Consider the following 14,394-nt stretch of genomic DNA (forward strand, 5'->3'; position numbering starts at 1 on the left):
GGGTGTCGCTCGGTCACGCGTCTTACTTCATTCTGACCCGAAAGCCGCTCCCCGGCCACCCCTGTGGAGAACTCGCAAGAGCGCTCCCACGATTTCGGGGCGGCATTTGTCGCCATCGCGCAACGACCGGTCGTGGCCGATGGTTCCTGCCGCGTTCAACGGCGTGCGGCGCCTCCGACCCAGACGCGCCTCACCTCGTACCCGGCGCTCAGCAGCACGGCATCCGCGAGCATGCCGGGCCGCAGCGCGCCCAGCACCTCGCCGTGGCCGACGGCCTGAGCGGGCGTGGTGGTGAGGGCACGCACGGCATCACTCACGGGTACGCCGGCCTCGACCGCACGGCGCAGCGCGACGTCCTGGGTGAGCGTCGAGCCCGCGATGGAGCCGGTGCCGTCGGTGCGGGCCATCCCGTCCTTCACCGTGACCTTCACCGCACCGAGGTCGTAGTGCCCGTCGGCGCTGCCGGCCGCGGCCATGGCATCCGTGATCAGCGCGACGCGGCCCGGCGCGACGTCGAAGAGCAGCTTGATGACCGGTGGCGAGAGGTGGAAGTTGTCGGCGATGCCCTCGAGCACGACCCGGTGGTCTGCCGCTGCGGTGAGCACCGGTCCGGGCGCGCGGTGGTGGATGCCGTTCATCGCGTTGAACGCGTGGGTGAGGATCGTCGCTCCGGCATCGAACGCCTGTCGCGCGACGTCGGCATCGGCGTCGGTGTGTCCGACGGCCGCCGCCGCTCCGGCGGCGACGACCAGGCGCACCGCCTCGAGGCCGCCGGGCAGCTCGGGGGCGATGGTCACCTGTCTGACGGTGCCGCGGCCGGCCTCGAGCAGCCGGGACACATCGGCGGCCTGCGGATGCCGAAGCAGCGACGGCTCATGCGCCCCCTGGTGTCCGGGATCGAGGAAGGGTCCTTCGAGGTGGCTGCCGAGGATGTCGGCATCGGTCTCGGCGAGGTCGGCGATCGTCGCCACCTGCGCGGCCAGGTCATCGATTGTGGCCGTGACGAGCGAGATCACCGCGCGCGTGGTGCCGTGGCTGCGATGCATCTCGCGTCCGCGGCGGATGGCCTCGACGCCATCGTCGTACGCGGCGCCCGCGCCGCCGTGGCCGTGGATGTCGATGAAGCCCGGCGTGAGCAGGGCATCCGGTCCTGCAGCGGCGGTCGCATCGACGACGTCATCGGCGGGTGCCCAGTCGTCCCCGATGCCACGTGCCGCGACGCGGCCGTCCTCGAAGCGCACCCAGCCGTCGTCGGTGATGCTGCCGTCGCCGTCGACGATCCGAGCCGAGTGGATGACGCGCGAGCCGCGGGTATCGGTGGTGATCGTGGGCTCCGGGGTCATCGTCTGCTCCAGGGATGTGTCGGGTGCGCCGGCGTCCGCATCGCGGAACCGGGAAGGATCATGAACAGAATGTATCCCGTGACGAGGAATGTGACGCGGCGGGCGCCCGCGCGCTGGGGTCGCGCGAGGTCGATCCGCTAAGCTTCTTGCGTCGCGACTGGCGTCTGGGTGGGTCACCACCGGGGAGCGGCCTCATAGGAATCGACCGCGCGCCTGGGCCGATGAGGAACACCCCTAATTCCCGTGTGAACAGGAGACCGTCATGACCGACCGCTACTTCAACGCCCCGCTCGCCGAGGTCGACCCCGAGATCGCCGAGGTCCTCGACCGCGAGCTGAAGCGCCAGCAGACCTTCCTCGAGATGATCGCATCCGAGAACTTCGTGCCGGTGTCGGTGCTGCAGTCGCAGGGCTCGGTGCTCACCAACAAGTACGCGGAGGGCTACCCGGGTCGTCGCTACTACGGCGGCTGCGAAGAGGTCGATGTCGCCGAGGAGCTCGCGATCGCGCGCGCCAAGGAGCTGTTCGGCGCCGAGTTCGCCAACGTGCAGCCGCACTCCGGCGCCACGGCGAACGCCGCCGTGCTGCACGCCATCGCCCGCCCCGGCGACACGCTGCTCGGTCTCTCGCTCGACCAGGGTGGCCACCTCACCCACGGCATGAAGATCAACTTCTCGGGCCGGCTGTACGACATCGTCGCCTACGGCGTGAACCCCGAGACCTCGACGATCGACATGGACGAGGTGCGCCGCCTCGCCCTCGAGCACAAGCCCAAGGTCATCATCGCCGGCTGGTCGGCCTACCCCCGCACGCTCGACTTCGCCGCGTTCCGCGCGATCGCCGACGAGGTCGGCGCTCTGCTGTGGGTCGACATGGCGCACTTCGCCGGCCTCGTGGCCGCCGGCCTGCACCCGAACCCGGTGCCGCACGCGCACGTCGTCTCGTCGACCGTGCACAAGACCATCGGCGGACCCCGCTCGGGCTTCATCCTCACCAACGACGCCGACATCGCGAAGAAGATCAACACGGCCGTGTTCCCCGGCCAGCAGGGCGGCCCGCTCATGCACGTGATCGCCGCCAAGGCGACCGCGTTCAAGATCGCCGGCACCCCTGAGTTCAAGGAGCGCCAGGAGCGCGTGCTGCGCGGCGCGGCGATCATCGCCGAGCGGCTCACGCAGCAGGACGTCCAGGACGCCGGCATCGCCGTGCGCTCGGGCGGCACGGACGTGCACCTCGTGCTCGTCGACCTGCGCGACGCCGAGATCGACGGCAAGCAGGCCGAGGACCTGCTGCACGAGATCCACATCACCGTGAACCGCAACGCGGTGCCGAACGACCCGCGCCCGCCGATGGTCACCTCGGGTCTGCGCATCGGCACGCCCGCGCTCGCCACCCGCGGCTTCGGCGACGCGGAGTTCACCGAGGTCGCCGACGTGATCGCGCTGGCGCTGCAGCCCGGCGCCGATGTCGAGGCGCTGCGCGCACGCGTCGACGGGCTCGCCGGAGCGTTCCCGCTGTACCCCGACCTGCAGCAGTAAGCCGCACGAACACGCGTGAGAAACCACGTCGCGCGTGAGACACCCGCTGTGAGGTGGTGTCTCACGCGGAACGCGGTTTCTCGATGAAGGGAGCGGTCATGACCGCGAAGATCCTCGACGGCAAGGCCGCTGCGGCGGCGATCCGCAGCGAGCTCACCGAGCGCGTCGCGGCGCTGCGCGAGCGGGGCATCGTGCCCGGCATCGCGACGGTGCTCGTCGGCGCCGACCCGGCGTCGCAGCTGTACGTCGGCATGAAGCACCGGCAGTCCGAGGCGATCGGGATGAACTCGATCCAGCGTGAGCTTCCGGCGGATGCCACGCAGGCCGAGGTCGAGGCGCTGATCGACGAGCTCAACGCCGACGACAGCTGCCACGGCTACATCGTTCAGCTGCCGCTGCCGAAGCACCTCGACACCGACGCGATCCTCGAGCGGATCGATCCGGCGAAGGATGCCGACGGCCTGCACCCGACCAATCTCGGGCGGCTCGTGCTCAACGTCAACGGACCGATCCACACGCCGCTGCCGTGCACGCCCCGCGGCGTGATCGAGCTGCTGCTGCGCAACGACTACGACCTGAGCGGCAAGCACGTGGTGGTCGTCGGCCGCGGCGTGACGATCGGGCGCCCGATGGGGCTGCTGCTCACCCGCCGCGCCATCAACGCCACGGTCACCCAGGTGCACACCGGCACACCGGACATGTCGCCGTACCTGCGCCAGGCCGATGTGATCGTCGCCGGCGCCGGGGTCAAGCACCTCATCAGGGCCGAGGACGTGAAGCCGGGGGCCGCCGTGCTCGATGTGGGCGTCACCCGCGAGGACGATCCCGAAACGGGCAAGTCCAAGGTCTACGGCGACGTGCACCCCGATGTCGCCGAGGTCGCGGGCTTCATCTCGCCGAACCCGGGCGGCGTCGGCCCGATGACCGTCGCACTGCTCATGACGAACGTGGTCGAAGCGGCGGAGCGCGTAGCCGGCTGATCCCTCGACGCCCCCTCCGAGCATCCGCGCCCTCTCCTGTCGACGAGATCAGGAGGGGGCGCGGATGGTGCGAGGGGGCGTCGGCGTTGCGCAGAGGAGCCGGCGCCGCGGTGATGGATAACGTTTTCGGGGAATGCTGGCCCTTTCGGAGGATCTCTCGTACTGTGGGCGACACATATGTTGCTGACAGCGACAAAATAGTCGCGCAAAGGAGCGCACGTGCAACCTCGAACCCCCCTGCTCGCCCTGCTCGCCACCGCAGCGCTGGTGGTGACGCCGCTCATTCCTCTGGCAGCCGCGACAGCGGCGACGGACACCGTCTCGAAGCTCGACTTCGAGGACGGCACCACGGGAGAGTGGACCGCCAGCGGAAGCCCCGCCATCGCCACCGTGGCAGACCCGGATGCCGAAGAGAACCGCGTCCTGCGTGTGTCCGGCCGCACCGAGACCTGGCACACATTGCAGAGCCCCACCGGCCTGTTCACGGAGGGCGAGACGTACACGCTCTCCGCACGCGTGCTGCTGCCGGAGTCCGACGGGCAAGCCCGATTCATCGTGAAGGACGGCTACCACTGGGTCGGCGACACCGTCCTGCAGGCGGGGAAGTGGACCACCGTCTCCGGCACCTTCACCGCGGATGCCGATGACTCCCAGGTCTACGTGGAGGTGGTCCCGGGAACGCAGACCTTCTACCTCGACGACGTGCTGATCACACGCGAATCCGGATCGGATGCCGGCAGCGGGGACATCGTTCCCGGGGGAGCGGAGAATCCCACCACGACACCCGTCTCGCAGGCGCAGGGCGCCGGCGATGTGGCAGCGCTCACCTTCGATGACGGGCCCAACGGCGCGACCACCGCGAAGCTGCTGGATTTCCTGAAGCAGAAGCAGATCGCGGCCACGTTCTGCGTGATCGGTCAGAACATCGCTGCGCCCGGCGGTGCCGAACTGCTGCGCCGGATGGTCGAGGAGGGCCACACGCTGTGCAACCACAGCACCGGCTACGCCGACATGGGCAGCTGGGATGCCGATCGGGTCCGCGCCGACCTCGTCGAGAACCTTCGGATCATCCGGGAGGCGCTGGGCGACCCGCAGGCGAAGGTGCCGTTCTTCCGAGCCCCGAACGGCAGCTGGGGTGCCTCTCCTGCGGTCGCCGTCGGCCTGGGGATGCAGCCACTCGCCGTGATCAACACGATCTCCGACTGGGAGCAGTCCGATCCGGGCGTGCTCACCGCAAATCTCAGATCCGCCATCCGGCCCGGCGAGGTCGTGCTGGTGCACGACGGCGGCGGTGACCGCGAGCCGTCGCTGCAGGCGGTCACGACCGTCGTCTCCGAGCGCCTCGCCGACGGCTGGCGCTTCACGCTCCCGGTCGGCGCGCCGGCTCCGGCGCAGCGCGGCGCGATCATCGACGCGAACTTCGAGGACGGGACGCTGCAGGGATGGGCGGCCCGGGCCGGATCCGGCGACGCAACGCCCCTCGTGACGGTCGTCGCCGGCGGGGCGGAGGGCAGCGCCCATGCCGCACAGGTGTCCGAACGCGCGGTCGAGGGCGACGGCATCCAGATCGACGTCACCGACAAGCTCCTTCCCGGCGTCACCTACCACCTGGAGGCATCGGTGCGATTCGCGCCGGGCGAGGCCGCGGGTCAGGGCCTGACGGTCTCGATGCGCACCGTGACCGGCGACGCCGCCTCGTACGCGAACCTGATCCAGATCGAGAACGCGAACGCGAGCGGCTGGACCAGGGTCGCGGGGGACTTCACCGTGCCCGGGTACGACACCGCCGCCGAGCTGTACGTCGAGGCCAGGTACAACAGCGGGAACACGTCGACCTTCCTGATCGACGAACTGCGCGTGAGCGTGCCCGAGCCGAGCCCGGTGGATGTCACGCTGACGCCGATCAAGGACACCGTGGACTTCCCCGTCGGCGTCGCGATCGACTCCAGGGAGACCACGGGTGCGGCGGCGGATCTGCTGCGGCATCACTTCGACCAGATCACCCCCGAGAACCACATGAAGGTCGAGGCCTGGTACGGCGATGACGGCGCGTTCCGCCGGCATCCCGAGGCGACGTCGCTGCTGGACTTCTCGCAGCAGAACGACCTGCGCCTGTACGGACACGTGCTGCTGTGGCACTCGCAGACGCCGGACTGGTTCTTCCAGGACGACGGGCGTGAGCTGACCGCATCGCCGGAGGACAAGCAGCTTCTGCGTGAGCGGCTGGCCGAGCACGTCGACAACGTCGCCCGTTCGATCGCCGATGACTACGGCCTCTACGGATCCGACACGAACCCGATCGTGGCGTGGGACGTGGTCAACGAGGTCGTGGCGGATCAGACGACCCCGGACGGGCTGCGCACGAGCCGCTGGCACGACGTGCTGGGCGAGGAGTACATCCGTCTCGCCTTCGAGTACGCCGACGAGGCGTTCAACACGACCTACGCCGCACCCGGTGCCCAGCGGCCGGTGAAGCTGTTCATCAACGACTACAACACCGAGCAGGATCGCAAGGGCGCTCAGTACGAGGCCCTGGTCAAGAGGCTCATCGCCGCCGATGTGCCGATAGACGGCGTCGGTCACCAGTTCCACGTGTCGATCAACACCACGATCGGATCGCTGGAGGCGGCGTTGGACCGGTTCTCCGGTCTGGGCCTGATGCAGGAGGTCACCGAGTTGGATGTGACGATCAACCCTGCCACGGAGACCAACCGCATCCGTCAAGGGCACTTCTACCGCGACGTGTTCAGCCTGCTGCGCCGCTACCACGACGCCGCGCCGGCGAGCGAGAAGCTCTTCGCCGCGACCGTGTGGGGCCTGACCGACGATCGCTCGTGGCGCTCAGAGCAGCAGCCGCTGCTGTTCGGCGCGGGGCTGCAGGCCAAGCCCGCCTACTACGGCGCGGTGGATGACGCCGACGGCGTCCCCGCGCTCGTGGCCACGGCGAACGTGTTCGGCGGTGATGTTGCGCTGCAGGACGGCTTCGCGGATGCGATCGAATGGCGCAACCTCCCCGGAAACGACCTGACGAATCAGACCGGGTCCTTCCAGACACGGTGGACGCCGGATCACCTGAGCGTGCTCGTGCGCAGCGCAGCGGCTCCCGAGCGGATCGAGATCACCTACGGCGATCGTGAGCTGTTCTGGGCGCCGGATGCCGCGGGGTCGCTGCAGGGTATCCAGACGGTCGTCGACGGCGAGCACCTGGTCGCCCTGCACGTGCCGCACGAAGGCATCTCGGTCGGTGACTCCGCCGCGTTCGATCTGCGAATCGTCACCGGCGGGTCGGTGGCCGGCGGGTGGAATTCACCGGGTGCCACCGGGCGGCTGACCTTCCTCGAACCGCTTTCGCATCTGCAGATCCCGGAACTGCCCGCCCCGTCGGTCGACGGCGCCGTGGACCCGGTGTGGGCTGATGCGGCCGTCGTCAGCACGCAGAAGCTCGTCGAGGGTGCGTCATCCGGTGCCACCGCCGAGGTGCGGAGTCTCTGGCAGGGCAATCGGCTGTACGTCCTGTACGAGGTCACGGACCCCGAGATCGATAGCAGCAACAGCGACCCATGGAACCGCGACTCGGTCGAGCTGTTCCTCGACCTGGGCAACACCAAGACGGGCAGCTACGGACCCAACGACACGCAGATCCGCGTGACGTCGGAGGGCGACCTGTCATTCGGCACGGGCAGTTCCGCCGCGCAGCTGGCTCGAGTCTCGTCGAGCGCGACGGCCGCGACACCGACGGGATACACGGTGGAGCTGGAGATCGACCTCGTCGGCCAGTCCGGCGGTCAGAGCGATGTGCCTCTCGGCGGAGCGGACACCTTCCACGGCCTGGACTTCCAGATCAACGACGGCAGGGGCGGTTCGCGCTTCGCGGTGCACACCTGGGCGGATCCCTCCGGCACGGGATACCAGAGCACGGCCCGATGGGGCGTGGCGCATCTGGTGCCTGCAGGCGATGCTCAGGGCCCCGAGGACGGTGAGCCTGAAGGCCCCGGAAACGGAGGGTCGGAGGGCGGCTCGGACGGTTCCGGCACCGGTGCCGGCGGGTCCAGCGGCAACGGCACGGGTGGTTCGCCTGCAACGGATTCGAACGCATCGCAGAGCGCCGGGAGCGCGCTGGCCGGCACCGGCGCGACGCTGCCGTGGGGCCTGGCCCTGCTGGCCGCGGTGCTGGTGGCGGCGGGCATGCTGCTGTCACCGTTGCGACGTCGGCGAATCTGAGTCAGACGGCCCCGTCGAGGCTCACCGCGGAACACCGCGGTGAGCCTCGGCTCGTCATGCGGAGGGTGTCGCGGCGAGACGACCGCGGATGCCGCTGATCCGGGCGTACTCGTCGAAGTCGAAGGTCGCCGAACCCGTGGCATCCGTCACCTCAGCGGCCGCGAACGCGTCGTCGGCCCACTCCAGCTGCCATCCGGCGAGACGGGCGAGGTCCCAGACGGACGACCGCGGGTCGTTCAGCTCGAGTCCGTCCATCACACGTGGAAGGGCGGCGACCGCCGCGGCGACGGTGAGCGGGGGCAGCGGCACATCCAGCAGCAGCACCGCCCTCGACCCACCGCCGAACGGCGCCGAGTAGTACGGCGAGCGGCCGATGATCTCGACCGCGGCTCCGCCGATGACGTGCGCGACGTCGGCGATCCACGCATCGACGTCATCGCCGATGCCGTCGGGGAACGGCACCTCGCCGCGGGTCAGCTCGAGGATGCCGTGCTGCTCGCCGTACGCGCGCAGCGCATCCGTGACGCCGCTGCGGTGGCCCTGCGGCAGCGCCCACGACCACATCAGCGAACGCGGCCCCGGCGCGATCGAGACGAGCAGGTGCGGCACCGCCTCGAGGGTGCGCGCGGGGTCGTCGTCCGCAGCGAAGGCGAACGTGCCGGCGGCGAGATCGGCATCCCAGCGGTGCTCGCCCAGCGACTCGATCGCGGACGCGAGCTGATCCTGACGGAGGGCGGTGAACAGGGCGGCGCGGTCGGCCAGCGCGCGAAGCGTCTCGAAGCTCATCGAACCAGTCTGGCCGCGGATGCTATGACCCGCCAAAGCGCGCACTGTGAGATGGCTATGGTCGAAGAAGAGCTTTCCCGAGACGAAGGAGTTTCCGCCATGCCCACGACGCAGGCAAGACCCGAGAAGCGCAGCATCATGCGCCCCGTGAACAGGTTCCTCGAAAGGTGGGTGCCGTCGGCGCTCACGTTCGCGATCGTGCTGACGCTGATCGTCGCGGTGCTCGCGATGACGCTCACCCAGACGAGCCCGGTCGATGTGGTGAAGGGGTGGGGTGACGGGCTGGCAGGACTGCTGGCCTTCATGACCCAGATGTGCCTCATCCTGCTGCTGGGGTACATGCTCGCGAACACGCGGCCGGTCCAGAAGCTGCTGCGTGCGCTCGCCCGCGTGCCCCGCACCGCCGCGATGTCCTACGTCTTCGTGTTCGTCGTCGCGGCGGTCGCGAGCCTCATCACCTGGGGTCTCGGGCTGATCGTGGGCACGCTGCTCGCGCGCGAGATCGCCGTCCAGGCGCGCGAGCGGGGCATGAAGGTGCACTTCCCGCTGCTGGTCGCGGCCGGCTACTCCGGATTCGTCGTGTGGCACATGGGGTACTCGGGGTCGGGCCCGCTGACCGCTGCGACGCCCGGATCGTTCCTCGAGTCGAGCCTCGGTGGTGAGGTGATCCCGGTCTCGCAGACCACCTTCTCTAGCTGGAACATGCTGGCGGCTCTCGGCGTGATCGTCGTGTGTGCCCTGCTGTTCTTCGTCATCCGGCCGCGCACCGACGACCCCGTGTACGAGCTGCCGGCACATGTAGGCGCCGAGACGGCAGACGAGATGGACGACGAGGTCGTGACCCCGGCGGATCGCATCGACGCGTCGCGCGCCCTCACCCTCGTGCTCGGTCTCGCGCTTGTCGCGTACCTGGTCGTCCACTTCGTGCAGGGCGGCACGCTCACACTCGACATCGTCAACTGGTCGTTCCTCGCGCTGATCCTGCTGCTGGTGCGCAACCCGTTCGAGCTCATCCACCTCACGAAGCGGGCAGCTTCGAACGTGGGCGAGATCCTCGTGCAGTTCCCGCTGTACGCGGGAATCCTGGGCATCATGGCGAGCTCCGGCCTCATCCAGCTGTTCTCGGATGCCTTCGTCTCGATCGCCACGCCGACCACCTTCGGCGTGCTCGCGCTGCTCTCGGCGGGCATCGTGAACTTCTTCGTGCCCTCGGGCGGCGGGCAGTTCGCCGTGCAGGGTCCGATCATGCTCGACGCGGCAAACCAGCTCGGCGTCGACCCGTCGATCGCGATCATGGCGGTCGCGTACGGCGACCAGTGGACGAACATGATCCAGCCGTTCTGGGCGCTGCCGGTGCTCGCGATCGCCGGGCTCAAGATGCGCGACATCCTCGGGTATACGTTCGTGACCCTGCTGGGCTCGGGCGCGGTGATGGCCGCCGTGCTGCTGATCGTCAGCCTCTGACGGCCGGCGATGCGGCGGCCGCCGGGCTCAGCTCCGGACGGTCGCCGCCTCGGTGCGCCCCATCCGCCAGACGCTCGGCACGAAGACCGTCGCCAGTGCGATGACGGCGTACAGGATGCCCGAGGTGATCAGCACGGTGGCAGGGTCGGCGTGCGTGATCAGCCAGCCGTAGACGAGCGTGCCGATCGGCATGACGACGAAGCTGCCGAGCATGTCGTAGCTCGAGACGCGGCTGAGCTTCTCGAGCGGGATGTTCTCCATCATCGCGACGTTCCATCCGGTGCTGAACACCTCGGCGCCGGCGCCGGCGAGGAACGCCGCGATCGCGACGAGCACGACGGCGGGATGCACGCCCAGCATCGTCAGCGGGATCGCGAAGAGGCTCATGCCGAGCATCCCGAAGCGCAGCGGGCGCTTCAACGGCAGCCACATCAGCACCAGCGTCATCAGCAGCACCCCGACGCCCTCCGCGCTGACCACCCAGCCCCACCCGGCGATGCCCAGGCGATCGTCGTTCTTCGCGATGTAGGGGCCGACGACGCCCCACGCGCCGACGTGGATCGCGTTCATGAGCATGAAGGCGAGCACGACCGCGACCAGCCAGGAGCGGCTCCAGAACTCCGTCCACCCCTCGCGCAGGTCGGAGAACAATGAGAAGCTGCCGTCGCCGACGGGCGGAGGCAGCCTGACCATGGCCAGGATCGGGATGGCGAGCAGCCACCCCGCCATCTGCACGAGCATCGCCCACGCCGGGCCGACGGTGGTCACGAGGATCCCAGCGATGACCGGCCCGCCGATCGTGACGGCCGAGCGCACGAACGAGAGCATGGCGTTCGCCTGCTGCAGGTTCTCGGCGCTGGTCAGCTGCGGGATGATGCCCTGCATCGCCGGCATGACGAACGCGGTCGACGCCCCGTTCAGCGCCGCGAGCGCAGCGACCGCGGGGGTGCTCGCGGTGCCGGTGAACAGCAGCAGGGCGATGGTGCCGATCGAGAGGATGTCGAGCACGTAGCAGGCCTGGATCACCAGAGCGCGGGGGAGCCGGTCGGCGACCACACCGCCGAACAGCAGGAAGACGACGTTGGCCACCGTGAACGCGGTGAGCACGAGCGAGAGGCTGAACGGGTCGTTGTCGATCTCGAGCACCGCGAAGGCGAGGGCGATCGACGACATCGACCCGGTGACCATCGTGATCGCCCTGGCCAGGAAGAACCAGCGGAAGTTGCGGTCGGTCATCGCCGCGAGCCCGCGGCTCACCGGTCGCTCCGCGGATTCTGCATCCGTTCATCCTGACACGGAGGCGATGTCATCAGTACTGGTCGGTCTCGTCCGCTCCGGATGCCGGGATGAAGCGCGCCGCGAGCGCCTCGGCGCCGCGGGCGAGGATCGTCACGTCAGCGCTCGCCGAGAGGAAATGCGCGCCGGCGGCGAGGTACGCGTCGGCGCCGGCGGGGTCGAAGGCGTTCACGCCGACCTTCTTGCCCGCGGCGGTGACCGCCTCGAACACGCGCTGCACGGCGGTGAGCACGTCGGGATGCGACTGCTGACCCGGCGCGCCCATGGAGGCGGCGAGGTCGGCGGGCCCGACGAGCACGCCGTCCACCCCGTCGACCGCGGCGATGTCGGCTGCGGCGTCGACGGCATCCGCGGATTCGATCTGCACGAACAGCGAGATCGTCTCGGACGCGCTCGGCACGTACCCGGCCACCCGGCCCCAGCGGCCGCTGCGGGCGAGGCCCGAGCCGACTCCGCGCACGCCCTCGGGCGGGTAGCGCACGGCGGCGACCGCCGCCTGCGCCTCGGAGGCCGATCCGACCATCGGCACCAGCAGATTCTGCGCGCCGGTGTCGAGCACCTGCTTGATGATCACCGGGTCGTTCACCGGCACCCGCACGATCGTGGGCACCCGGTATGCGGCGATCACCTGCAGCTGCTGCTGCACCGAGACGATCGTGTTCGGACCGTGCTCCATGTCGATCAGCAGCCAGTCGATTCCCGACCCCGCGCAGATCTCGGCGTTCAGCGTCGTGCCGGTGCTCAGCCACATGCCGATCAGCGGACGGTCGGCGGCCGCCAGCGCGTCGCGGAAGGTGGGCTCTAGACGAAGCGGCATGCGATGGTCCCCATCTCGCGGTAGTCGCACAGCACCTCGTCGCCGCGCTCGACCCACATCGGCCGTGTGAACGATCCTGCCAGAATGATCTCGCCGGCTTCCAGCCGCGCCCCGTGCTGGTGGAACTTGTTGGCAAGCCACGCGACGCCGGTGGCCGGATGCCCGAGAACGCCGACGGCGACGCCGGTCTCCTCGATCTGGCCGTTCTTCGACAGCACGCCGGGCACCCAGCGCAGGTCGATCTCGTCGGGGCGCATGCGCACGTCGCCGAGCACCATCGCGCCGTAGGCCGCGTTGTCGCTGATCGTGTCGACGATCGTGCGGCCCTCCAGCTCGATGTGGGAGTTCAGCACCTCGAGCGCCGGCACGGCGTAGTCGATCGCCGCGAGCGCGTCGTCGAGCGTGCAGTCCGGGCCCTCGAGCGGGGACTTCAGCACGAACGCCAGCTCGACCTCGATGCGCACGTTCGAGAAGTGGTCGAACGGGATCTCGGCGCCGGACGGGTACACCGTGTCGTCGAACATCACGCCGTAGTCGGGCTCGGTGATCCCCGTCGCCTGCTGCATGGCGCGCGAGGTCAGGCCGATCTTGCGTCCCACCAGGCGGCGTCCGGCGGCGACCTGCGAGTCGCGCCAGATGCCCTGGATGGCATAGGAGTCCTCGATCGTGGCATCCGGATGCCGGGCGGTGATGCGCGGCATCACGCCTCGCGTCCGCTCGGCTTCGGCGAGTTCCGCGGCCAGAGCGGCGATCGTCTCGGCGGGGAGCGTCACAGCTGGTGTCCGAGCTTGTACTCGCCCTGCTTCCACTCGGGCATGGACTCCTCGCCCTCGTCGGGGCGGGTGTACGAGAAGCCGTCCGCGCCGATGGTCACGGCCATCTCGCTCGAGTCGGTGCGGGCGCGCACCGGCTGCGGGTTGCCGTCGAGGTCGAGCACGAGCGACGCGTCGGTGTACCAGCTCGGCACGACCGGGTTGCCCCACCAGTCGCGGCGCTGGTTGTCGTGCACGTCCCAGGTGACGACCGGGTTGTCGGGGTCGCCGGTGTAGTAGTCCTGCGTGTAGACCTCGACGCGGTGGCCGTCGGGGTCACGGAGGTAGAGGTAGAACGCGTTGCTGACGCCGTGGCGGCCGGGGCCGCGCTCGATCGCGTCCGAACGGCGGAGTGCGCCGAGCTTGTCGCAGATCGCGAGGATGTTGTGCTTCTCGTGCGTCGCGAAGCACACGTGGTGCATGCGCGGGCCGTCGCCGCCGGTCATCGCGGTGTCATGCACGGTGGGCTTGCGGCGCATCCACGCCGCGTACACGGTGCCGTCGCCGTCCTGGATGTCCTCCGTGACGCGGAAGCCGAGGTCCTGCATGTAGCGCACGGCGCGCGGCACGTCGGGGGTGACCTGGTTGAAGTGGTCGAGTCGCACGAGCTCGCCGGGGATGTGCAGGTCGTACCGCCACGACATCCGCTCCACGTGCTCGCTCTGGTGGAAGAACTCGTAGGGGAAGCCCAGCGGGTCGACCACGCGCACCGAGTCGCCGATGCCCTTCACGAAGCCGTCGGCCTCGCGGCGCACGTCGCAGCCGAGCTCGGTGTAGAACTCGACGGCCCGATCGAGGTCCTCTGGCGTGCGCACGCGGTACGAGAACGCGGCGACGGCCGCGAGCTCGCCCTTGCGCAGCACGAGGTTGTGGTGGATGAACTCCTCGGTCGAGCGCAGGTAGATCGCGCTGTCGTCCTCTTCGGTGACGTACAGGCCGAGCACGTCGACATAGAACTCCCGCGATGCCGCGAGGTCGGTGACGACGAGCTCCATGTACGCGCAGCGCAGGATGTCGGGCGGGCTCGCGACGGGAGTCGCGATCGGATCGTCGGTGCGGATCGGCGCCTCCTGGCTCACATAGAAGCCGGAGGAGGTGAGGGTCTTGCCTGCGTGGTTGGTCATGTCAGCGTCCTTGC

The 14,394-nt window shown here is 69.4% G+C and carries 10 protein-coding genes and 1 riboswitch; of the genes, 4 read left to right on the forward strand and 6 right to left on the reverse strand.

Annotation, left to right across the window (positions count from 1 at the left end; all coding sequences use genetic code 11):
• Positions 1 to 155: 155 nt before the first annotated feature.
• On the reverse strand, positions 156 to 1,343 hold the full coding sequence (locus ACIPV2_RS02310; RefSeq protein WP_400837940.1) for an N-acetylglucosamine-6-phosphate deacetylase: 1,188 nt from the start codon (positions 1,341 to 1,343) through the stop codon (positions 156 to 158).
• A 143-nt stretch (positions 1,344 to 1,486) separates the two neighbouring features.
• A riboswitch (ZMP/ZTP riboswitch) is annotated at positions 1,487 to 1,569 on the forward strand.
• Between the two features lie 36 nt (positions 1,570 to 1,605).
• Between ACIPV2_RS02310 and glyA the strand changes: the two genes are divergently transcribed.
• From glyA to ACIPV2_RS02325, 3 genes are all read left to right on the forward strand, one after another.
• Positions 1,606 to 2,880, forward strand: coding sequence for a serine hydroxymethyltransferase (gene glyA / locus ACIPV2_RS02315; protein ID WP_400837943.1), 1,275 nt, complete (start codon positions 1,606 to 1,608; stop codon positions 2,878 to 2,880).
• 98 nt (positions 2,881 to 2,978) lie between these two features.
• A complete protein-coding gene (locus tag ACIPV2_RS02320; RefSeq protein WP_400837946.1) occupies positions 2,979 to 3,860 on the forward strand; it encodes a bifunctional methylenetetrahydrofolate dehydrogenase/methenyltetrahydrofolate cyclohydrolase in 882 nt (293 codons plus the stop codon).
• A gap of 219 nt (positions 3,861 to 4,079) precedes the next feature.
• Positions 4,080 to 8,081 (forward strand): endo-1,4-beta-xylanase, encoded by a 4,002-nt coding sequence (locus ACIPV2_RS02325; protein ID WP_400837949.1) that lies wholly within the window; start codon positions 4,080 to 4,082, stop codon positions 8,079 to 8,081.
• A gap of 54 nt (positions 8,082 to 8,135) precedes the next feature.
• On the opposite strand, the gene ACIPV2_RS02330 is transcribed toward ACIPV2_RS02325, so the two are convergent.
• On the reverse strand, positions 8,136 to 8,867 hold the full coding sequence (locus ACIPV2_RS02330) for a DUF6882 domain-containing protein (RefSeq protein ID WP_400837952.1): 732 nt from the start codon (positions 8,865 to 8,867) through the stop codon (positions 8,136 to 8,138).
• A gap of 99 nt (positions 8,868 to 8,966) precedes the next feature.
• Between ACIPV2_RS02330 and ACIPV2_RS02335 the strand changes: the two genes are divergently transcribed.
• The gene (locus ACIPV2_RS02335) at positions 8,967 to 10,331 is read left to right on the forward strand and encodes a short-chain fatty acid transporter (RefSeq protein ID WP_400837955.1); all 1,365 of its coding nucleotides are present in this window, start codon (positions 8,967 to 8,969) and stop codon (positions 10,329 to 10,331) included.
• 27 nt (positions 10,332 to 10,358) lie between these two features.
• On the opposite strand, the gene ACIPV2_RS02340 is transcribed toward ACIPV2_RS02335, so the two are convergent.
• The 4 genes from ACIPV2_RS02340 to hpaD are packed head-to-tail and all read right to left on the reverse strand — an operon-like array spanning position 10,359 to position 14,380.
• Positions 10,359 to 11,588 carry an MFS transporter gene (locus ACIPV2_RS02340; RefSeq protein WP_400837958.1) on the reverse strand — a complete coding sequence of 410 codons (1,230 nt, stop codon included), beginning with the start codon at positions 11,586 to 11,588 and terminating at the stop codon, positions 10,359 to 10,361.
• Between the two features lie 52 nt (positions 11,589 to 11,640).
• Entirely contained in the window at positions 11,641 to 12,444 is an 804-nt protein-coding gene (locus ACIPV2_RS02345; RefSeq protein ID WP_400837961.1) for an HpcH/HpaI aldolase/citrate lyase family protein, read from the reverse strand.
• Positions 12,429 to 13,217, reverse strand: a complete 789-nt coding sequence (locus ACIPV2_RS02350) for a fumarylacetoacetate hydrolase family protein (protein ID WP_400837964.1) — start codon at positions 13,215 to 13,217, stop codon at positions 12,429 to 12,431. The genes ACIPV2_RS02345 and ACIPV2_RS02350 overlap by 16 nt, the downstream gene beginning before the upstream one ends.
• Positions 13,214 to 14,380 (reverse strand): 3,4-dihydroxyphenylacetate 2,3-dioxygenase, encoded by a 1,167-nt coding sequence (gene hpaD, locus ACIPV2_RS02355; protein WP_400837967.1) that lies wholly within the window; start codon positions 14,378 to 14,380, stop codon positions 13,214 to 13,216. The genes ACIPV2_RS02350 and hpaD overlap by 4 nt, the downstream gene beginning before the upstream one ends.
• Positions 14,381 to 14,394 lie beyond the last annotated feature (14 nt).

The sequence above is a fragment of the Microbacterium sp. NPDC089987 genome, assembly GCF_044748505.1.
Taxonomy (GTDB): domain Bacteria; phylum Actinomycetota; class Actinomycetes; order Actinomycetales; family Microbacteriaceae; genus Microbacterium.